This window comes from Acinetobacter rudis (assembly GCF_031157835.1).
Lineage (GTDB): Bacteria > Pseudomonadota > Gammaproteobacteria > Pseudomonadales > Moraxellaceae > Acinetobacter > Acinetobacter rudis_A.
Genome location: NZ_JAVIDR010000016.1, coordinates 23824 through 44865 on the forward strand (window position 1 = coordinate 23824; position 21042 = coordinate 44865).

18 protein-coding genes are annotated in these 21042 nt (G+C 39.1%); 11 read left to right on the plus strand and 7 right to left on the minus strand.

Annotated elements, in window-relative coordinates:
- The first annotated feature begins 81 nt into the window (after window positions 1-81).
- From ftsY to RFH42_RS12850, 3 genes are all read left to right on the plus strand, one after another.
- Window positions 82-1158, plus strand: coding sequence for a signal recognition particle-docking protein FtsY (gene ftsY, locus RFH42_RS12840; protein WP_308976078.1), 1077 nt, complete (start codon window positions 82-84; stop codon window positions 1156-1158).
- Window positions 1159-1339: 181 nt separating this feature from the next.
- Entirely contained in the window at window positions 1340-1933 is a 594-nt protein-coding gene (locus RFH42_RS12845; protein WP_308976080.1) for a nitroreductase family protein, read from the plus strand.
- A 181-nt stretch (window positions 1934-2114) separates the two neighbouring features.
- Complete coding sequence (locus RFH42_RS12850) at window positions 2115-2762, plus strand: DUF2057 family protein (protein WP_308976081.1); 648 nt, start codon at window positions 2115-2117, stop codon at window positions 2760-2762.
- Window positions 2763-2915: 153 nt separating this feature from the next.
- On the opposite strand, the gene RFH42_RS12855 is transcribed toward RFH42_RS12850, so the two are convergent.
- Window positions 2916-4406: an amidase gene (locus RFH42_RS12855; protein WP_308976083.1), complete on the minus strand. Its 1491-nt coding sequence runs from the start codon at window positions 4404-4406 to the stop codon at window positions 2916-2918.
- Between the two features lie 153 nt (window positions 4407-4559).
- Here RFH42_RS12855 and RFH42_RS12860 point away from each other — a divergent pair, with 153 nt between their 5' ends.
- Window positions 4560-5027: a hypothetical protein gene (locus RFH42_RS12860; RefSeq protein ID WP_308976085.1), complete on the plus strand. Its 468-nt coding sequence runs from the start codon at window positions 4560-4562 to the stop codon at window positions 5025-5027.
- 110 nt (window positions 5028-5137) lie between these two features.
- Here RFH42_RS12860 and RFH42_RS12865 read toward each other — a convergent pair whose 3' ends face one another.
- The 4 genes from RFH42_RS12865 to dnaE form a co-directional block, all read right to left on the minus strand.
- Window positions 5138-6046 carry an ABUW_2363 family tetratricopeptide repeat lipoprotein gene (locus RFH42_RS12865; RefSeq protein ID WP_308976086.1) on the minus strand — a complete coding sequence of 303 codons (909 nt, stop codon included), beginning with the start codon at window positions 6044-6046 and terminating at the stop codon, window positions 5138-5140.
- Between the two features lie 234 nt (window positions 6047-6280).
- On the minus strand, window positions 6281-7105 hold the full coding sequence (gene cysE, locus RFH42_RS12870; protein ID WP_308976087.1) for a serine O-acetyltransferase: 825 nt from the start codon (window positions 7103-7105) through the stop codon (window positions 6281-6283).
- Window positions 7105-7944, minus strand: coding sequence for an RNA methyltransferase (locus tag RFH42_RS12875; protein WP_308976088.1), 840 nt, complete (start codon window positions 7942-7944; stop codon window positions 7105-7107). Before RFH42_RS12875 ends, cysE begins: the two co-directional genes overlap by 1 nt.
- 42 nt (window positions 7945-7986) lie before the next feature.
- A complete protein-coding gene (gene dnaE, locus RFH42_RS12880) occupies window positions 7987-11547 on the minus strand; it encodes a DNA polymerase III subunit alpha (RefSeq protein ID WP_308976089.1) in 3561 nt (1186 codons plus the stop codon).
- Between the two features lie 182 nt (window positions 11548-11729).
- Between dnaE and RFH42_RS12885 the strand changes: the two genes are divergently transcribed.
- Complete coding sequence (locus RFH42_RS12885) at window positions 11730-12644, plus strand: SEL1-like repeat protein (RefSeq protein WP_308976090.1); 915 nt, start codon at window positions 11730-11732, stop codon at window positions 12642-12644.
- A gap of 287 nt (window positions 12645-12931) precedes the next feature.
- Window positions 12932-14872: a gamma-glutamyltransferase family protein gene (locus RFH42_RS12890; protein ID WP_374990838.1), complete on the plus strand. Its 1941-nt coding sequence runs from the start codon at window positions 12932-12934 to the stop codon at window positions 14870-14872.
- An 88-nt stretch (window positions 14873-14960) separates the two neighbouring features.
- Here the strand turns inward: RFH42_RS12890 and ycaC are convergent, their stop codons facing one another.
- Both ycaC and RFH42_RS12900 read right to left on the minus strand, forming a co-directional pair.
- Window positions 14961-15587, minus strand: coding sequence for an isochorismate family cysteine hydrolase YcaC (gene ycaC / locus RFH42_RS12895; RefSeq protein ID WP_308976092.1), 627 nt, complete (start codon window positions 15585-15587; stop codon window positions 14961-14963).
- A 274-nt stretch (window positions 15588-15861) separates the two neighbouring features.
- Window positions 15862-17097: a pyridoxal phosphate-dependent aminotransferase gene (locus tag RFH42_RS12900; RefSeq protein WP_308976093.1), complete on the minus strand. Its 1236-nt coding sequence runs from the start codon at window positions 17095-17097 to the stop codon at window positions 15862-15864.
- 151 nt (window positions 17098-17248) lie between these two features.
- Between RFH42_RS12900 and msrB the strand changes: the two genes are divergently transcribed.
- The 5 genes from msrB (at window position 17249) to RFH42_RS12925 (ending at window position 20996) form a co-directional block, all read left to right on the plus strand.
- Window positions 17249-17668 (plus strand): peptide-methionine (R)-S-oxide reductase MsrB, encoded by a 420-nt coding sequence (gene msrB / locus RFH42_RS12905; RefSeq protein ID WP_308976094.1) that lies wholly within the window; start codon window positions 17249-17251, stop codon window positions 17666-17668.
- Window positions 17665-18162, plus strand: coding sequence for a glutathione peroxidase (locus RFH42_RS12910; RefSeq protein WP_308976096.1), 498 nt, complete (start codon window positions 17665-17667; stop codon window positions 18160-18162). Before msrB ends, RFH42_RS12910 begins: the two co-directional genes overlap by 4 nt.
- Window positions 18163-18189: 27 nt before the next feature.
- A complete protein-coding gene (locus tag RFH42_RS12915) occupies window positions 18190-19023 on the plus strand; it encodes a helix-turn-helix transcriptional regulator (RefSeq protein WP_308976098.1) in 834 nt (277 codons plus the stop codon).
- 103 nt (window positions 19024-19126) lie between these two features.
- Entirely contained in the window at window positions 19127-19750 is a 624-nt protein-coding gene (locus RFH42_RS12920; protein WP_308976100.1) for a LysE family translocator, read from the plus strand.
- A gap of 403 nt (window positions 19751-20153) precedes the next feature.
- The gene (locus RFH42_RS12925) at window positions 20154-20996 is read left to right on the plus strand and encodes a helix-turn-helix domain-containing protein (protein ID WP_308976101.1); all 843 of its coding nucleotides are present in this window, start codon (window positions 20154-20156) and stop codon (window positions 20994-20996) included.
- The last annotated feature ends 46 nt before the right edge of the window (window positions 20997-21042 follow it).

The window sequence follows — 21042 nt, forward strand, 5'->3', positions numbered from 1 at the left end:
TGCCCATGTACTACGCTCAAAAAAAGGCTGAAATTATGTTAGACTCAGCCTTTTAACACGATGTTTTTCAAGGAATCGGGAATGCAACAACACGAAAATAAATTTTTGATTGATGCAGATATTGGGGACGATGATGTCACTTTGGCTAGTTTACCTGCTGTAGATGTTCCCATTGTTGAAAATCATTCAGTTCAAACGGCCACTGAAGTCGAAGAGACAGAGCAAGTATCAAAAGGCGGTTTTTTTAGTCGCATGAAGGCGGGTTTGAGTAAAACACGTAAAAATCTTGCTGATGGAATGGTGAACATTCTTATTGGTGGTAAAGAGATTGATGATGAATTACTTGAAGAAGTTGAAGAACAACTTTTAGTCGCTGATATTGGTGTTGAAGCTACAAAAACAATTATTGCGAATTTGACTGAACGTACGGCACGTGGTGACTTGATATATTCACATGCTTTGTATAAAGCGCTGCAAGAAGAATTGGTGAGCCTTTTGGCACCAAGAGTAAAACCATTACATATCGATCCAAATAAAAACCCATACGTTATTTTAGTTGTTGGTGTAAATGGTGTTGGTAAAACAACAACAATTGGTAAGTTAGCTAAACGTTTACAGGGTGAAGGGAAGAAAGTGATGCTTGCTGCTGGTGATACTTTCCGAGCTGCAGCAACTGAACAATTACAAATTTGGGGGGAACGTAATAATATTAATGTCGTTTCTCAAGGGCATGGTGCTGATAGTGCATCTGTCATTTTTGATGCATTTGAAAGTGCACGTGCGAAGGGAATTGATGTACTCATCGCAGATACAGCAGGTCGTTTACACAATAAAAGCAATTTAATGGAGGAGCTTAAAAAAGTTAAACGTGTAATGCAAAAGATTGATGCGACGGCTCCACATGAAATCATGTTGGTGGTTGATGCTGGTACTGGGCAAAATGCAGTGAATCAGGTTGAGTTGTTTGACGAGGCTGTTGGACTTACTGGTTTGACGATTACTAAACTTGATGGTACCGCGAAAGGTGGAGTGTTATTTAACATTGCAAGTAAAACACATGTGCCTATTCGTTTTATTGGTGTAGGTGAGCAGATAGATGACCTGCGCCCATTCTCAGCAAAAAGTTTTGTTGCTGCTTTGTTTGAAACTGATAAATAAAAATAACAACTTGTATAACATAGCTAAAGTGTCGCACGATGTTGTGTGATGCTTTGGCTATTATTGTTCTGTGATTAGAACACTATGTTATGTACATTTACATGATTATGTTATAAATCATCATTAATATAGCGACATCGACCTTAATACGAATTAACAACTTTAGAAAAGGGGCTGTCTCATGTCATTCTTAGATAAAATTTCTCAACGCCGTACAATTTATGCAATTGGTAAAAATGTAACGCAAGATAATGCTTTTATTGAAACATTGATTAAAGATGCAGTAAAACATAGCCCATCAGCATTTAATTCACAGTCTTCACGTGCTGTGATTTTATTCGGTGATTCACATACACAGTTTTGGACAATTGTTTTAAATACTTTAGAAAAACTTGTTCCTGAACAGGCATTTGAAGCTACAAAAGCCAAAATGAATAGTTTTATCGCAGGTCATGGCACAGTACTATTTTATGAAGACCAAGATGTTGTAAAAGGTTTACAAGAACAATTTGCAGCATATGCAGACAATTTCCCAGTTTGGTCAGAACACTCTACAGCTATTGCACAATTTGCAGTGTGGACAGCGCTTTCTGATCATGGTATTGGTGCGTCATTACAGCATTACAATCCAATTGTGGATGAAGAAGTTGCAGCAACTTTTGCTGTACCAGCTTCTTGGAAACTTCGCGCACAATTGGTTTTCGGTTCTATTGAAGCTGCTGCTGGTGAAAAAACATATATAGATGATGAAACACGTTTTAAAACATTTAAATAAGATGTTTTTTATACACTGATCTCATATAAATTGATAATGTTAAATAAGAGAACGCTACGGCGTTCTTTTGTTATTTAGGTATCTGGGTTTTTCTTCATTTTGTCATATAACTGTCACGTTCAAATTGCATAGTGCATTGAGTTTTACAGTTTTTTGACAATGAGTGAGAGTGGTGGTACCGATGGCATTAAATAAATTAAGCATGATTGCACTTACATGTATGATGAGTAGTTCTGTATTTGCGGCAGTCACCATCACCAGTCCAGAAGATATTTCTTTAATTGCGATTAATGATCAAGAAGTGAATACAGGATTATTTCGTGCGGAAAAGAACAGTTATAAAGTAGATGCTGGTAATACAACTTTGAGTGTTCGCTATCAACAATTCTTCAAACATGCAAATGGTGAACATGATATTGCAAAATCGGGTGTTGTTACGATTCAAACACCTCATTTAATTGATGGCCAAAGTTATCGTCTAGGCATTGTGAATCAACCAACCAATTATGATGATGCTGTTAAATATGCTGAACAACCAACAATTGCACTTTACGATGCAAAAAATCAGTTGGTTGTGCAGCAAACTGGTGCCAATAATGAAGCGAAGCCGTGGTTTAAAAGCGGTTTATTCAGTCGAGCATTCGACTACACATCAAATAAGCCAGCAGCCGCTCAGCCTGCACCAGTCTATGCAAATACAACACCTGTTACAGCTGCATCGACTCAAGTGATCGCTACAAATGGTAAAGACCAACAGATGATCCAATTATGGAAGACAATGACCAAAGCTGAACGTCAAAAATTTATGAATTGGTTGGCTGAACAGTAAAAAAAAGATTGTAAAGCCGTCAATGTAATATGTTCTGTGTTTGACTATACCTATAACAAATAAATAATTAGAAACGTTCAAAGAACACATTTGAGCCACCTACGAAGTACTCCAAACGTAGGTGGCTTTTTCATATATGCAGTATGAATATGTTCATAACTTGATTTTTTGATATTGTGGCGCCCAAGGTTGAGTTTGCTCTAGTTGTGCTGCCAACTGTAATAGTAGGCCTTCAGCACCAAAAGGAGCAATAAACTGAGAACCTAAAGGTAAATTTTGCTTATTCCAATAGAGGGGTACAGACATGGCTGGAAGGCCTGTTACGTTGGCCAGTTGTGTAAATGGAACCCATTTAAGATTATTTTTTACAATAAACTCAAATAAACGACTATGTGCAAGTTGATGTGCTTGGTCTATTTTTAACAGGCTTCTCATCAGTGGGACTTGCCATGCTGGGGTGCATACTTCACCATTCTGAGGTGCAACTGACGCTGTCGCAGGGAGTAGGTAGAGATCATAGCGTTGAAAGAAAAGATTCATTTCTGTGCTATAACGTCCCCAGTTTTCTAAAGCCTCGATATAGTCTAGGGCACTAACTTTGGCCCCCATAGCAGCAATAACGCGAGTGTCTACTTCAAAATCTTGATCACGCGCACCATATTGATGTTTTATTTGTTGTACGGTGTGTGCACATTGGCTAAACCAAGTACGTAGAAAGTCTTTAGCAAGAGCAAGGCCATTAATTCTTGGTTGTTCTTCAATAACTTGATGACCTAAAGATGTTAAGAGTTGAGCTGTATGTTCTACCGCGGCTACGGCATCGGCTGAGACTTGAGTACCAATTGGGGATTGAGTGCTAAATGCAACTTTTAAACGTTTGGGTGTTTGTGTAATTTGACTGAGATAAGTCTGTTCTGGAGCCATAATGTTAAAGGTTGAAAAGGGGCCTGAACCATGACTTGCATCTAGCATGGCTGCACTATCACGTACTGACTTCGTTAATACATGCTGCATTGCAGCACCATGCATGGCTTCACTGAAATGAGGTCCCCATGGGGTACGACCTCGACTTGGTTTTAATCCAAATAATCCGCAATAAGACGCAGGGATTCGAATGGAGCCACCACCATCACTGGCACCAGCTAGTGGTACAATTCCAGCTGCAACAGCGGCAGCAGATCCACCCGAGGAGCCACCCGTATTATATTTAAGATTCCAAGGGTTATGACAACTTCCCCAAGCTTTGGGTTCAGTAATACCCTTAATACCAAATTCAGGGCTATTGCTAAGTCCTAAAATACTGACACCGGTATTTTCCCAACGTTTTACAATCTCAGCCGTGTGCTGTGCAATATAAGGTTTACGTTTTAAGCTATTAGAACCATAACTGCTCGCAATACCTGCATAATCTTGGTGTAAGTCTTTCAGTAGAAAAGGGACACCAGCAAAAAGACCTTGTTGTGCTGGATTGAGTTTAGCTTTAGCCTGTTCAAAAGTGGGGATAGTAATTGCGTTGAGTTTGGGGTTAACGGCCTCACTACGAGCAATGGCCAGTTCGAGTAATTCATGTGCCTGAATTTGTTTTTGGTGTACCAGTTGAGCTAAACCTAAGCCATCATATTGAACATATTCTGAAAATTTCATTGTTCCCTAACCTATGTAAAAATCCTAAAGTTTTTGTCAAGTTGTAAATTATGACTAGCATAACCGACATATTGTTCAACAATGGTTATTTTTAATCGCTATCTCAGCAAATTATGCTAAGTTATTTCAATGAATTAAGAACCAAGTTGAAATATGAATAAAGTCTCTTTGCTGATTGTCTTGTCAGTTCTCGTCGCACCTACGGTTTTTGCAACAAAAACAGCAAATAAAACCGTTGCTGCAAATGAAAATACGGTACATGTCATTACACGCCCTGAAATTATGGGCTTATGGGGGATGCAACTTCCCAACAATAACACTTGTATTGAATATTATAATTTCAAGGCCGGAAATGAGATGGTCGTGAACAGTGGTAAAGAATGGTCAACAGGGATCTATGATTATCAACCTGCGCCAGATAATACAATGACAAAATTACCTGTGATGGCAATGCAGATTAAGTATGACAATGATGAAATGGATTGTTCTGGGGTGCAACAAGACCAATCTGGGGAAATTTCTCAGTTTTTTGTGAAGTGGAATAGTCCAAATAGTATTAGTTTTTGTGGCACAGCAACAGGTGAACAGTGTGTAGTAGATTTACACCGTGTTTTGCCTTAGTTTATACCCAAGTACCACTTCAAGGCATCAGCTTTAATTTTTAAATCCTCCATAGTAAAAAACCACCTTAATGAGTAAGGTGGTTTTTTACTATATAGCGTTTGGATGACTTAAGAATTTTTCTTCAGTACTTGCCAAACGTTATAACGATTCTGTTTTTCAATTTCCGTAATCAGACGATCTGCAACTTCTGCTTCTTCAGGGTATTTAACTTTGTAGTTTTTCAAAGTTTGAATGGCATTTTTCTTTTGTTCCATTCCCATAAAGTTGTTTGCAGAAGAAAGATAAGCTTCTTGCATACCAGCTTTCATTGCACGGTCAAGATAAGGCATAGCCTCACGTTGGCCACCACCTTCTGAAAGAGAGAAACCGAACCATAAGTTTGTTTCTGGATCATCTTTATTAATTTTTAAAATACGTTGAGCATACTTTAGAGATTTAGTGGTGTAGGAAGAGCCTAGATCAAGGTTACGTCCCATTACACTGGCTTTAAATGCACGAATAAGAATATCAAAAGAAGCTTTGTCATTTGCTGCTAATTGATCAAGTTGAGTTGACACTTCTTTCAATTTACTTTCAAAACCTTTACGTTCCATACGATCGGTAAATTGAGGTGGGTAGTGACGTGCTTTACCTTCAACCATTTGCAAAAAGTCATCAATATTGGTGATGTCAATTTCATTGTCACCAGCCAACACAGCATATTTCATTGCACGTTGTTGTGAATTAATCGTTGGAATAATTAATTTATTAGTATCTAAAAGTAATTTTTGGCTTGGATTCTCAGGATGGCTAACTTCCATTTTTGCTACGGATTGAGCAGCAGCTTTTTTTAGATCTAATTCAAAAGCAGGCGGCTCTGCATAGTTAAATGGGTTAAGTGCATAAAATGGAGGGGTTAAATCTGGTTCTGTAAAGACAATTTGGCTGCTATTTGATTGTTGTTTCACTGGCCCTGAACTACATGCGGTGAGTAATAAGGCAGCAAACAGGCTGTATGCCAAGGGCTTAAGAGTCATAAAATTCATCCAGATAGTTTTTTTTGAATCGAAAATTGTTGATGTCGCTCAGTCTATGAAAAGAACCTAAAACATGCAACTTTAAAAGCGAAACATTATTAAAAAACATACATTAGGTTGTAATTATTCTTGTAATGTATTTTCCTTTTGGTTGAATTTAAACGACGAAAAACAAAAAAATGGCCCAATTTGAGTGTTGGGCCATTATTTATAAGTAGGTAATTTAAGAATAGCTTAGTTCTTATCTTTTTGTGCTTCGCATTCACGGCGAATGTCAGCAAGTACTTTTAGCTCTTCATCACTGAGTTCATGCTCACTATCTTGCTCGGTCTGTTTAAAGTTTGGATCTAGCTGCGATAGGTGTGCACAAAGTTGATTCATACGTTGTTCAGTATAAGCAAGGCGATCTAGCAGAACGCGCATGCCCTCAAAAACAGGGTCGGCAAGGTTAGGTGTTGCAGCATAAGCTTGGAACTTGGCTTTTTCATCGTGGTGGGCCAAGTCATGTTGAACTTCAGGCGCTGTTTCTATTTGATCTTTCATTTGATCTTTGTAGATAAAGCGCGCTGGGCTACCCACGGCAGTCACGCCTGGTGGAATTGCTTTAGTAACGACTGTATTTGATCCAACTTTGGCATTTTTGCCAACAGTGAACGGGCCTAGAATTTTAGCACCAGCACCGACAACCACACCATCTTCAAGTGTAGGGTGACGTTTGCCTTTATTCCATGTGGTACCACCGAGGGTAACGCCGTGGTACAGCGTGACATCATCACCAATTTCGGCTGTTTCACCAATCACAACGCCCATACCATGGTCGATAAAAAAACGACGACCAATTTTAGCGCCAGGATGAATTTCAATACCAGTAACAAAACGACTAAATGAAGATAAAACTCGTGCTGAGGTTTTACACTCTTTCTTCCATAGCTCATGTGCGACACGATGCATCATTAATGCATGAATCCCCGGGTAAGTGGTCAGTACTTCTAGACGATTACGTGCGGCTGGATCTCGCGCGAAGACAGCTTGAACGTCTTCTTTGAGCTGTTTAAGCATTAGTTTTGATCCTCTCGATGAGTTGATTTTTTCCATGAGCCATTACTTAGGGCTTGTACGCGGGTAAAAACACCACGAAGTAAATGATATTCCATACGATCTAATTGTATACGTCCAAAAAGGCGACGCAAGCGTAAAGGTAATAATCTTGGATTTTCTGGGTCAAAAAATTCAATATCTGCCAACATTTGTTGCATATGTGGGTAAAATTGCTGCATTTGCTGTTGAGTAACCAGTGGTTCATCCCAATGCATTTCTAGTTCATCTGTCACTGGCATAGCGGAATCATGTTCTTGCTCAGCTATTGTAGCGCGTTCGATTGTAGCCATTCGCATCTCATAGCATACGATTTGAATAGCTTGAGCAACATTAAGTACGCCATAGTCATTATTAACTGGAATAGTCAGGTGATAGTTGGCTAAGGCCAGTTCTTCGTTGGTTAGTCCTCGATCTTCACGACCAAACAAAATAGCAACTTCTTGTTGTTTTTCATCTATAGCTTGTGTTGCGAGTTTTGCTGCAGGTCTAACATCAAGTAAAGGCCATGGAATTGTGCGGCTACGTGCGCTGGTACCAAAGACTAAATGACATTCAGCAATAGCCTCTTCAATGCTAGATACAACCTCAATATGTTCAATTAGATCTGTCGCGCCAGCGGCAAGTGCATCAATATCGGGATGTGGATAGGTTTTTGGAGCAACAAGAACCAGTTTGGAAAGCCCCATCGTTTTCATGGCGCGTAAAGCACTACCAATATTTGCTGGTAATGTGGTGTTTACCATAACGATACGGACATGTGCCAACTGTGTGGACACAGTGGCATTGTCAAAATTTTGCATAATTATTCCAGAGAACGAATGTGATAATGATCCATTTGGGGATTAGGAGTACTGTGAGATTTCTGCTTGATAAAGATCCATAGCTTCATCCATACTCATTTCTGGGGGTGCAGAGGCAGGTACTACAGGGCTTGAATCAGCAGCTTTAGCGGCTTTAGACTTCACTTGATATTCAACATGAATTGCCTCTTTACCAAAATAGTCGCGTAATTTACTAAGTAACTCATCTGTTGGAGTAATTAACCAATCACTTGCTAGATGCACTTCAGTAGAAGCGTAGGCATAATCTAAAAGCAGCTGTAAAGGGATGTGTTGACAGGAGTCCACATGACAAAAAGGTTGAATTATTTGTTTGAGATCTTGTGCTAAAGATGGGCTGCACAGATCAGCATCTAGTTGAATTTTAATTGCATTGGCACGTTTTTGACGAATTTCATTGAGTGAGAATGCTTTGGTTAAGCGTCCCATTGGACGGTCGAAACCTTCACGTTCATAAATTTCACCTTCAATAACAACTACTTTTTCAGGTTGTACTATATCTTTGAAACGTTGAAAACGTTCATGGTTGGCAGAAACTTCGATACGCGCTGTACCATCATCAAGCGTAATCATCATACGGTTGGGGAAGTTGGCAACATCAATCACCAAACCAGCAAATACCGTAGTTACTCCTCTACGGGTAGGTGTGAGTTCATTGATTTTATTAGGAATAAAAGCTTTTAATTCGGTTTTATAAACATCAATTGGATGGCCTGTTAGATATAAGCCTAAAGTGTCTTTTTCACCTTTTAGACGAACTTCATCGCTCCATGGTTTAAGAGGTTTAAGCGGTTTGCGTTGTACCTCTTCAACTTCACCGAATAAGTCCATCATACCAGTTTCACGGTTACTACGTGCTTGATCTGCTGCTTGAACAGCTTCTGGTAGTTGAGCCATTAAACTAGAACGTTCGAGTCCGAGACAGTCCAGTGCTCCAGCGCGAATTAAGGCTTCTAATGTACGTTTATTGATTTTCTTTAAATCGATTCGATGACAGAAGTCAAAGAGATCTTTATAGGCGCCATCACGCTGACGTGATTCAATGACTGATTGCATGGCTTGTTCACCAACGCCCTTAATTGCACCTAAGCCATAGACAATCGTGGCTGGATCACTGGCATGGAAGCGGTAAAGTGACATGTTGACAGAAGGAGGGAGTACCTCTAAACCATTTTCACGACAGTCATCAATTAAAAATACCACGCTGTCTGTATTTTGCATTTCAGAAGACATTACTGCTGACATAAATTCAGCTGGATAATGTGCTTTTAACCACGCCGTTTGATAGGCAACAAGTGCATAGGCTGCAGCATGTGATTTGTTAAAACCATAGCCAGCAAATTTTTCCATATAGTCAAAAATATGGTTGGCTGTTGCTTCATCAATTTCTTTTTTTGCAGCACCTTCAATAAAGATTTGACGTTGTTTAACCATTTCTTCAGGTTTTTTCTTACCCATGGCTCGACGTAATAAATCTGCCCCACCCAGTGTATAACCTGCACAATATTGTGCAGCCTGCATAACCTGTTCCTGATAAACCATAATGCCGTATGTTGGTTCAAGTACACCTTCAAGTAGTGGGTGTAGGTATTCAAACTCTCCACCATGCATACGATGGATAAAGTCAGGAATAAGGTCCATAGGGCCTGGACGATATAAAGATACAAAGGCAATAATCTCTTCAAACTTACTTGGGCGCGCTTCTTTTAACATGCGTTTCATGCCCACGGATTCAAACTGGAATACCGCTGTAGTGTTTGCATCTGCGAAAATGTTATACGCCTGTTTATCATCTAAAGGAATTTTTTCAATAACAACAGGTGTGCTAACGTCACTTCGTTTATTGATGTTTTGCAATGCATCTTCAATTACTGTTAAGTTACGTAAACCTAAAAAGTCAAATTTGACTAGGCCTGCTGACTCAACATCATCTTTGTCGAATTGCGCAACGCGGTTAGTACCATCTTCATCACATAATACGGCTGAGAAGTCCGTAATTTTGGTTGGTGCAATGACTACACCACCAGCGTGTTTACCTGTATTTCGGGTAATACCTTCAAGTTTTAAGGCCATTTCCCAGATTTCTGCCGCATCATCATTGTCTGGGTTAGATGGGTTAGTCACAATGTCATGGAGCTGTGGCTCCATTTCAATGGCCCCTTTTAAATCGATACCTAGTGGTTTGGTTGGCACCATTTTAGAGATACGGTCTGCTAGGCCATAAGATTTACCTAGTACACGAGCCACATCGCGGATTGCTCCTTTGGCAGCCATGGTTCCAAAAGTAGCAATCTGTGAAACAGCATCACGTCCGTAGTGTCTTGATACATAATCAATGACTTTATCTCGACCTGCAATACAAAAGTCAACGTCAAAGTCTGGCATTGAGACACGTTCTGGATTTAAGAAACGTTCAAAAAGTAAGTCATAGCGTAGCGGATCTAAGTCTGTGATTTTAAGACTATAAGCAACCAATGAACCTGCACCTGAACCACGTCCAGGACCTACTGGAACGCCATTACCTTTAGACCATTGAATAAAGTCCATGACAATGAGGAAATAACCTGGAAAACCCATGTTGTTAATAATATTGATTTCATAGGCAAGCCGTTCATCATAAGGTTTACGTACTTCAGCCCAATCTTCATCGCGTTGTTCAACGGGGTAGAGTACCGCGAGACGTTCTTCCAAGCCTTCTTCAGAAATATGTTCAAAGAAGGTATTAATGGTATGACCTTCAGGGATTGGATAGTCTGGTAAGTGATAAGTACCAAGTTTAAGTGAAACATTACATCGTTTTGCAATATTTACAGTGTTTGTGATTGCACTTGGAATATCTGCAAATAGCTCAGACATTTGCGCAGTCGTTTTTAAATATTGTTCCGTGCTATATAAGCGCGGTCTGCGGTTATCTCCGAGTACATACCCATCTGCAATACAGACTCGCGCTTCATGGGCTTCAAAGTCTTCTGGCGCAATAAAATGTACATCATTATCTGCGACTACACCTATTTGATATTTGTGTGCAAGTAATAGTGCTTGTTGAATAAATTCTTCTTCTTGAGGACGATCTGTGCGACTTAAAGCAAAATAAACACGATCAGAAAATTTTTCCAACCATGCTTCTAATAAGGGTTCAGCTTTTTGAGGGTTGGAAGAGCAGAGTAGTTTGCCGACATCACTATGTTGACCAAGTAAAACAATTTGGCCTTCTGCTTGATCTAAAATCCATTGCTTATCCACACAGGGGATACTGAGCTGTTGACCCTCAATAAAGCCGCGTGACACAAGCTCAGTCAGGCTTCGCCAACCAGTATTGGTCATGGCCAGTAAACGAACTCGATGGTCTGCGTCATTGAGACGGATAGTGCTACCCAGTATTGGTTTTATACCTTTAGAGAGACAGCTACGATAAAATTTTACTGCTGCATGCAAATTTGACAAATCTGTCATGGCTAAGGCGGGCATATTATCAGCTGCAGTTGCTTTAATAAGATCAGGTATACGCACAATCGACTCAGTGATCGAAAACTCTGTATGCGTACCAAGATGAACAAACTGCATAGATAAATCCTTGATGAAAACCGCGAGCATTTTAGCATGCTCTGTCTAATCAGTGCAGTTTAGCGATCATTTTTAGCTTATTGTTGCTACGTAAATGGTGTTTATTTGTTGGCAAGTCAAAAAAAAATCAATAAGATAATTCTACTTTGGACAGATGTTTACAAATTCAGATCAGGACATATATGAAGATTAAGACTCTAGCACTTGCCGTATTATTGGCTTGTTCCACTGCCACAACAGTATATGCTGCAGAACAAGTAGACTATAGCCCTAAACTTGTACAATTAGCGACGAAGGGCGATGCTCAGGCACAATATGATCTTGGTGAAGCATATTACCAAGGCTATGGTGTTGAAGAAGATGAAGAACAAGCCTTTAAATGGTATCAAAAAGCAGCAGCAAAAGGTCAGCTAGATGCAATTTATTCAATTGGCTATATGTATGACGAAGGTCAGTATGTAGACGAAAATAACGTTGAAGCAGTGAAGTGGTACACTAAGGCTGCAGAAAAAGGTCATTTACTTGCGCAGTATGCTTTAGGTTATATACTTGAAGATGGCGAGGATGGTGTAAAAGCTGATCCTAAGAAGTCTATGTATTGGTTGTTAAAAGCTGCAGATGGTGGACAGGCTGATGCTCAGTTCCATGTTGGATATAATTATGAAAATGCCGTTTCTGTAAAAGAAGATCTACCTAAGGCAATTCGTTATTATAAAAAAGCAATTGAACAAAATCATAACAAGGCAATGAATAATCTTGGCTTAATGTACCAAGAAGGTCGTGGTGTAACTCAGAATTATGCTGAAGCATTACGTCTATATAAAGAAGCTGCCGATAATTATGATAATGAAGTTGCGATGTCAAATTTAGCTGAACTTTATGAAAAAGGTTTAGGTACTAAAAAGGATTATCGTTTAGCTGCTGATTATTATGAAAAAGCGGTTGAAAATGGTGATGTTGATGCCCTAGACAAACTCTCTAAGTTGTATGAAACAGGTGGATTTGGCCTTAAGAAAAACTTACGTAAAGCAAAAGAGTATGCTGAGTCTTACTCACGTAATGCGGAAGCTTATGCAGAAGAAGCTGTTGCAGAGTAAGTGATTTAGTTTGTAACACACTTAGATTTATTTAAAAATGCCGTAACATGTATACACGTTACGGCATTTTTGTATCTTGTTCTTTTGAAATTGAGATTAAAAGTTTAACGAGATTTACAGTGATTTTTAGTGAAAAACAACGAAATATAAGGCATGAGTTGGGATGACTCAAATGATATTTTTTAACTTTTAATTTCAATACATCCATTTGTTGAGCATTAAAGCATTTAAAGGAATTTTATATGAATAATAGACAAATAATGATCATCCTCAGTGTTTCGGTGAGTATGCTTTTACCTGTATTGAGTCATGCAAAAGATAAAATGCTAGCCATGAATCAAAATCTAGTCATCGATATTCATCCATCACGTTGTATTGATTACCAGCAACAAAAGAAAGTTCAAAAACAATCACATAATGCAGTTGCTGACCTAGCACTTCCTGAACCAGCTTCGGGTTATCGTGCTGATATTCAGGCCAAATATGCCAGCCGCTATATGGCGGTTGCGAACAGTCCACTAGCCACTCAAGCTGGATGCGAGGTCTTGGCTGCTGGTGGTTCAGCAATTGACGCAGCTATTGCAATACAAGCTGTTTTAGGTTTAGTAGAGCCACAGTCGAGTAGTATTGCTGGCAGTGCATTTATGGTGTATTACGATGCAAAAACACAAAAGGTGAGTAGTTATGATGGACGTGAAACAGCACCCGCAAAAGCAACGCCTTATTATCTACTGAGACAAAATCAATCGGATATACATTCGGCGGCTCCAGTACCTTCTGCACGGCGAAGTGGGCGTTCAATTGGGGTGCCAGGTGTGATGAAAATGTTTGAAATGGCACATAAAGAGCACGGTCATCTTGCTTGGCGAGGCTTATTTAATCGAGCTATTGATTTATCTACTCATGGTTTTACGGTCCCTCAACGTTTAGCCAATGCAATTGAAGTGAATCGTCAAGAATTGCAGCTTGATGCAAATGCAGTGAAAACCTATTTCAGAGCCAATGGTCAGCCATATCTAGAGGGAGATAAGATGACAAATCATGCTTATGCCCATTCTTTAACTCAAATTGCACAACAAGGTGCTGAGGCGATGTATCGTGGCCCCATGGCAAAACATATTGTTGCTAAAGCTCAGCAAAGAATTGGTGATGACAAAGCTCGAACAGCAATTACCCCCAGTTTGATGACTCTGCATGATCTTGCTCAATATAAGGCAATTAAACGAGATGCAATATGTGATACTTATCGTGATCGTTATTATATCTGTACTATGCCACCTCCATCTTCAGGCGGTATTGCCGTGCTACAAAGCCTAGGTATATTAGAAAATTTTGACTTACAAGCCTATCCACCTCAGCAGATTGAAAACGAAGGGGGTATTCCAAATGTAATGGCAGTGCATCTTATTGCAGAAGCTGAACGTTTGGCCTATGCCGACCGTGATAAGTATGTGGCTGATCCTGATTTTGTGGCTTTACCAGGTCAGGGGAGTACAAGTTTAATAAACAAATATTATTTAAAACAACGAGCTGCATTGATTGATCTCAATCACTCTATGGGGATTGCAAAAGCAGGAGAGTTTGGCTCTAATTTAAAATTAGGGCAGGATCAAACTCAAGAACATGGCACAACTCAGATTACAGTGGTCGATGCTTATGGTAATGTTTCGTCAGTCACCAGTACTGTTGAGTCGAGTATGGGCTCTTTTCATATGGTTGATGGATTTTTATTAAGTAATCAGCTTACTGATTTTGCGGCTAATCCTGTAGATGATCAAGGGATGATGTTGGCCAATCGAGTACAGGCCAATAAGCGCCCACGCAGTACTATGGCACCGACCTTAGTCTTTAGAGGAACTCAAGTTGGGGACTTCTATATTGCTACTGGTTCACCAGGGGGTGGAACAATCATACAATTTGTAGTGAAAAATTTAGTTGCAATGCTAGATTGGGATCTTGATCCACAGCAGGCCAATGCCATGATTAATTTTGGTGCTATGAATAGTGTTCAAACCAATATAGATCATTCTAATGAAAAGTTGGCTTTACAAGATTTGGTGAAGGGATTAGAAGCCAAAGGTCATGTAGTGAATAAAAATGCTCAAACCAGTGGCGTATCAACGATTATGCGAACAACTCAATTGTATAATGGCCAGATGACTCAAAAACTTATAGGAGGTGTTGATCCTCGCCGTGAAGGTGTTGCTTTGGGAGATGGTGGCAAATAAGTCGGAGTAGTGGTCAAATTTAACTTTAGGTTATAACAGATAATAAAACAAAAGCGACCTTAGGATCGCTTTTGTTTTTAATAATGTATTATGACTGGTTATGATTTTGATTGTAGCTGTTCATAAGATTACGGTAGTCTGGAATATGATTACTAAATAGAGTCGCTAGACCTTCGACATCATTACGCCAATCACGATGTAATTCACATGCTGCACCGAACCAAGTCATGAGTTGGGCACCTGCATTCGACATACGATCCCAAGCAGAATCACGAGTGAGCTGGTTGAATGTTCCAGAAGCATCAGTGATGACAAATACATCAAAATCTTCAGCAAGTGCAGAAAGTGCAGGAAAGGCAACACAAACTTCAGTTACAACACCTGCAATAATCAGTTGTTTTTTCCCTGTTGCTTTAACTGCTTGTACGAAGTCTTCATTATCCCAAGCATTGATTTGTCCTGGGCGAGCAATATAGGGTGCATCTGGGAACATGTCTTTTAGTTCAGGAACAAGTGGACCATTAGGGCCTTGTTCAAAACTTGTAGTTAAAATAGTTGGTAAGTTGAAATATTTTGCAGCAGCAGCTAGAGCAAGTACATTATTTTTAAATTTATCAGGATCGATATCGCGAACTAATGAAAGCAGACCTGTTTGATGATCAACTAAAAGTACTGCTGCATTATCTTTATCTAAACGTACATAATTTTTAGCCATATTGGTATTCCTAACAGTTATTGAGTTTAAGAGTGATGAATGTTAGATCTCAATATAAGTATTCAAAACTGTAAAATTAAGCTAAAAAATAGGAAGATTAATTTCAAAATTAGGACAATACATATAGTTAAATAGAAAACAAAAGCAGAATAGTTGTCTGCTAATGGTAGAGAAATGAATCATTTTATTGTTTTTTAGATGTGTTAAAAGCACTGTAAAACAGTGCTTTTAACATTGAACTGAACAATTTTTCAGTATTTTGGAGCTTTACTTATTAACGCATTTTGGCTAAGAAGCGTCCTAAACGTACAATGGCTTCTCGAAGCTCATTTTCAGCAGGTAAGAAGACAAGACGGAAATGATCTGGTGTTGGCCAGTTAAAGCCTGTGCCTTGAACCAATAAAACTTTTTCTGCTTTTAAGAAATCAAGCATAAGTTTTTCATCATCTTCAATAGGATAAACTTTTGGATCTAGGCGTGGGAAACAGTACATCGCTCCCTCAGGTTTAACACAACTTAGCCCAGGGATTTCATTGAGCATTTCCCATGCAATATTACGTTGTTCATAAAGACGACCACCAGGGCGAATCAGATCATTGATTGACTGATAACCGCCAAGTGCCGTTTGAATAGCAAACTGCGCTTGATGATTTGCACATAAACGCATTGAAGCGAGCATGTCTAAGCCTTCAATATAATCCGTTGCCCGTGATTTATCACCTGTGATTGCCATCCATCCAGAACGATAGCCAGCAATACGATGTGATTTAGACAAGCCATTGAAAGTGATACATAAATGATCACCAGCAAGTTCTGCAACTGATACGTGCTCTATACCATCATAAATAATACGATCGTAAATCTCATCTGCGAACAAAAGTAAATCATGTTTTTTTGCTAATGCGACAATCTGCTCAAGAATATGACGTGGGTAGACCGAACCCGTTGGATTATTTGGGTTAATAATCACGATACCACGCGTATTCGCTGTGATTTTCGCTTCCATATCTGCAATATCGGGATACCAACTATTTTCTTCATCACATTTGTAGTGAATAGCAGTACCACCCGATAGATTAATTGCTGCAGTCCATAATGGGTAATCTGGCATAGGAACGAGCATTTCATCGCCATCATCAAGTAAACCTTGCATGGCCATTACAATCAGTTCTGAAACACCATTACCGATATATACATCTTTCACAGTGAGATTATGAATATTTTTTTGTTGGTAATACTGACATACTGCTTTACGTGCAGGAAAAATACCCTTGGAATCAGTATAGCCAATTGCATTAGGTAAGTTGAGCGCAACATCATTAATAATTTCTTGTGGTGCTTCAAAACCAAATGGGGCTGGGTTACCAATATTGAGTTTAATGATTTTATGTCCGGCTTCTTCCATTTCATTGGCGGCTCGTAACACAGGTCCACGAATGTCGTAGCAAACATGCTCGAGCTTTGATGACTTTTTGATTTCTCGTGGCGTTGTGTAACCTAAAACGGACATAATTCAATCCAATATTATCAGGGTTAAAAAAATAGATTACTGAAATATCACAATCTATGTTGAAATTTAACTAGAAATATATAAAGTTCTAGCGTAAATATGAATGCATCGAAGCATGACATTGAATGCTAAATAATTAAAGGAGTTAGTCATGGGAAAACTCAATAAAACAGACCGAGAATGGCAAAGAGAGTTATCACCCGAAGAGTTTAGGATTACTCGCCAGAAAGGTACTGAGCCAGCATTCACGGGTCAATATTGGAACAGTAAAAGTGCCGGTGTTTATTTGTGCCGCTGTTGTGGGACAGAACTCTTTTCCTCTGAAAACAAATATGACAGTGGGAGTGGTTGGCCAAGTTTCTTCAAACCAGTTAACGCTGCTGTTATTGATGAGCATACTGATCATAGCCATGGGATGCACCGTGTAGAAATTACCTGTCATCATTGTGACGCACATTTAGGGCATGTTTTCGAAGATGGGCCGCAACCCACAGGTCTTCGTTACTGTGTTAACTCGGCTTCATTAGAACTTAAAACAAAAGAAAAAAATGATGAGGATACCTATCCATGAGCAATATCTATCAATTTGATGCTGAACTGTTAAATGGACAAAATAAGAGTCTTGCTGATTATCAGGGTAAAGTACTCTTGATTGTAAATACGGCGAGTAAGTGTGGTTTCACACCACAATTTTCCGGCCTAGAAAAACTCTATAATAAATATCGTGAGCAAGGTTTAGAGGTGTTGGGGTTTCCTTGCAATCAATTTGGGGGACAAGATCCTGGAAGTAATGAGCAAATTGGTGAATTTTGTAGTAAAAATTATGGCGTAAGCTTTACCATGTTTGCTAAAGTCAATGTGAAGGGCCCAGAGGCTCATGTGATTTTTCGTTATTTAACTAACCAAAGTAAAGGTATTTTGGGCAGTGGTATAAAATGGAACTTCACTAAATTTTTGCTCAATCGACAAGGTGAAGTCATTCAACGTTATGCACCAACCACCAAGCCAGAAAGCTTAGAGCAAGATATTGAACAAGCTTTGGCTCAAGCTGCCCTTGCAGTTTAGTGTAATCATTCGTACCTATAGGCTGATATGAACTCATTCAAGAGTCAATTTTGGCGAGACACTCGTATGCCCTATGTGGAAACACGGCGGGCATGCGAGAGTCGTATTTGTTATCAAGCACATAGTCATGAGACATTTTCTATTGGCGCAGTCGATCAAGGTCAGAGTCGTTTCCAAAGTCATCTAACAGGTCAACATATAATTTCAGCAAAGACTTTGGTACTTATGCCTGCACATGTAGTGCACAGTTGTAATCCCATGCCTGAGCAGCTATGGAGTTATCAAATGATGCATATTGATGCGGCTTGGTTAAATCGGCTTTTACAAGAGCATCAAATTAAATATCCAGACCCGGCACAGCAAGTATTGGTGCAATTACAGGCCAAAGTTTTACATGATATTGATCTTTATCATCAATTCACTAAGCTCAATGATCTCTTATTCGATTCGGAGGTCACCATTGCCAATAAAGAACAAAGTTTGATTGAGCTGTTGATTGCTGTATTTCGTCTTAGTCCGTCTGCTGATACGTTCGCTGACGCAGATGTAGCAGAGCAGCAATGGATGGATATATTAGAATGGTTGGCTGAGTGTGATGATTTTATTTCCTTGGAGGATTTGGCAAAACAGGCCAATATGAGTCGGTTTGCGTTAATTCGATTGTTTAAAAAGCATTTTGGTTTGGCGCCTCATGCTTATCAAATTAATTTAAGAATGAACCAAGCACGTAAGTTGCTTTGCGCAGGCTACTCCCTTGCTGATGTGGCGTTTACTTTGGGTTTTTGCGACCAAAGTCATTTTCATCGTAGTTTTAAAGCTTATACCGGCGTTACACCAAAACAATATCAACAAAGCATTTAGCTGAAGCAATTTTATTGATGTGCTGATGTCCACTCTGCAATTTTGTACAAGAACTATTTAATGCACTTACCTAAAGTCTCTCGCAAGTTAAAGGAGGGACAGCATGTCTATATTTATATTGGTCGCAACGACTCATTTTATTGCTTTATTATCACCTGGGCCGGACTTCTTTTTACTGGTGACAACATTACTGGGTTATGGGCGTAGAGCTGCACATGCGGTATGTGTGGGAATTGCGCTAGGTAATGCCATTATTTTGTTGCTGATTTTATATATATTACATCATATGGGGGGGCTTGATCCGAGCATTGTACAGGTTATTAAATACTGTGCTGCAGCCTATTTATTATATTTGGCTTTACGTTGTTTTATGGCTTTGCGTATGGTTGACCATCGTCAATCTATAGCGATACAGACTGATTCAAAGCAGCAATGTCGTATATTGCAACACTTTTATTTGGGCTTACAGTCAAGTTTGCTTAATCCTAAAAATATGATTTTCTATAGCAGTGTCTTATTGTTAGTTTATATGCAGTTTAACTTGTGGCAACAATTGGGTTTAGCATTATGGATGGTAACAGTCGTATATGTTTGGAATTGTATACTGTTAAAGTTGTTGAGCCGAGCTTCTTATTTACAATACCTCCAGGCTAAGGTGAGGTGGATTTATGCAATTTCAGGTATCTGCTTTTTAATTTTTGCTTTCTGTTCAGTTTATCTACTCTGATCGTGATGCCGTACTTTTCATGAAGTTTTATGTTGGACGGGTTAAATGCCATGTGTGCTAGTCATTATTAAAAATAATCTCCTGCAGTAATACGTATGTTGTTTTCTATATAGACAACTTTTATAAATTAAAAAATAGACAAATATTAAAGTATGCATGGCCACATATAACTGATCAGGACGATATGTTTACCCGTAGGCAATGCCTTACTTTTGAAAGGTCAAAAGTAACAAAAACCTTTTGTGATCAAGAGACTATGTCCCTATAGTCCTTGATCACAGTGGCATCCATGCCACTTCACACGTTGCCTATATGAGTGATGACTCATTTTATGATGTTGATTATTTGACTTTTGAAAGAGCTATAATACCCAATGAACAATTTAAAACTGTGGCGATTATTGATGAACATGCATCATCCTGCTTTTCTAGAAAATGACGATTTGCATCAATCTCTGCTGGCGTTGGCTCAAGCAGGGCTTGCTCAGGATTATTTGTGTATTCGATCTAGAAATCAGCATGGTTTGTCACATTTTAAAGTGAATAAACTACATATGGGGATGGTTTTACGCGGTCAGAAGAAAATTAATACGCAAAGTACTCAGGTGCATTTAAGTGCTGGTGATTTATTTATATTGAAACCAGACATTATAACTGATGCAGTGAATATTCCTGATGTAAAGACAGGAGAATATTTAACGATACTGGTACCATTTTGTGAGGAAGTGATTCAGGCTGCACAAATGATCTGGGCGAAACCTATTACGGATAAGACTGCCGATATTTTAAAGTTTTCTATTGATGATTTTTCAACTGCGCTATTTACATGGCAAGATGCTTTATTTAAACAAGATCTTGTAAAAGCGCGCTTAACAATCACCTCAATATTAGTTCAACTTTGCCAACAACATTATGCGGATGTACTGATTATTCCTCCATCAAAATTATCAAAAATTATTCATCAATGGGTTATTGATGAGCCACAATATCACTGGCGGTCTAGCGATATTGAAATGCGCCTTGGCATGAGTAGTGCCACACTGCGACGTAAACTTAGCCAAGAAGAGACCTCACTTCGAGAAACTATTACCCATGCACGTCTCACTTATGCTCTTGAGTTGTTATATTCAAGTAAATTACCCATGAAAACTATTGCGGCAAAGTCTGGTTATCAATCCGTTGCGACTTTTCGTGAGCGTTTCATTGCACATTATCATGTTGATCCTGCAGTTATTTCTAATGAATAAACTGTTCCAGCCACCAAATGTGAGCGTTTCGCTAAGTATATTGAGC

Excerpts from the sequence above, each read along its gene's own strand:
- ftsY (WP_308976078.1), top strand. The coding sequence starts at position 82 with ATGCAACAACACGAAAATAAATTTTTGATTGATGCAGATATTGGGGAC.
- RFH42_RS12845 (WP_308976080.1), top strand. The coding sequence starts at position 1,340 with ATGTCATTCTTAGATAAAATTTCTCAACGCCGTACAATTTATGCAATT.
- RFH42_RS12850 (WP_308976081.1), top strand. The coding sequence starts at position 2,115 with ATGGCATTAAATAAATTAAGCATGATTGCACTTACATGTATGATGAGT.
- RFH42_RS12855 (WP_308976083.1), bottom strand. The coding sequence starts at position 4,406 with ATGAAATTTTCAGAATATGTTCAATATGATGGCTTAGGTTTAGCTCAA.
- RFH42_RS12860 (WP_308976085.1), top strand. The coding sequence starts at position 4,560 with ATGAATAAAGTCTCTTTGCTGATTGTCTTGTCAGTTCTCGTCGCACCT.
- RFH42_RS12865 (WP_308976086.1), bottom strand. The coding sequence starts at position 6,046 with ATGACTCTTAAGCCCTTGGCATACAGCCTGTTTGCTGCCTTATTACTC.
- cysE (WP_308976087.1), bottom strand. The coding sequence starts at position 7,105 with ATGCTTAAACAGCTCAAAGAAGACGTTCAAGCTGTCTTCGCGCGAGAT.
- RFH42_RS12875 (WP_308976088.1), bottom strand. The coding sequence starts at position 7,944 with ATGCAAAATTTTGACAATGCCACTGTGTCCACACAGTTGGCACATGTC.
- dnaE (WP_308976089.1), bottom strand. The coding sequence starts at position 11,547 with ATGCAGTTTGTTCATCTTGGTACGCATACAGAGTTTTCGATCACTGAG.
- RFH42_RS12885 (WP_308976090.1), top strand. The coding sequence starts at position 11,730 with ATGAAGATTAAGACTCTAGCACTTGCCGTATTATTGGCTTGTTCCACT.
- RFH42_RS12890 (WP_374990838.1), top strand. The coding sequence starts at position 12,932 with ATGCTTTTACCTGTATTGAGTCATGCAAAAGATAAAATGCTAGCCATG.
- ycaC (WP_308976092.1), bottom strand. The coding sequence starts at position 15,587 with ATGGCTAAAAATTATGTACGTTTAGATAAAGATAATGCAGCAGTACTT.
- RFH42_RS12900 (WP_308976093.1), bottom strand. The coding sequence starts at position 17,097 with ATGTCCGTTTTAGGTTACACAACGCCACGAGAAATCAAAAAGTCATCA.
- msrB (WP_308976094.1), top strand. The coding sequence starts at position 17,249 with ATGGGAAAACTCAATAAAACAGACCGAGAATGGCAAAGAGAGTTATCA.
- RFH42_RS12910 (WP_308976096.1), top strand. The coding sequence starts at position 17,665 with ATGAGCAATATCTATCAATTTGATGCTGAACTGTTAAATGGACAAAAT.
- RFH42_RS12915 (WP_308976098.1), top strand. The coding sequence starts at position 18,190 with ATGAACTCATTCAAGAGTCAATTTTGGCGAGACACTCGTATGCCCTAT.
- RFH42_RS12920 (WP_308976100.1), top strand. The coding sequence starts at position 19,127 with ATGTCTATATTTATATTGGTCGCAACGACTCATTTTATTGCTTTATTA.
- RFH42_RS12925 (WP_308976101.1), top strand. The coding sequence starts at position 20,154 with ATGAACATGCATCATCCTGCTTTTCTAGAAAATGACGATTTGCATCAA.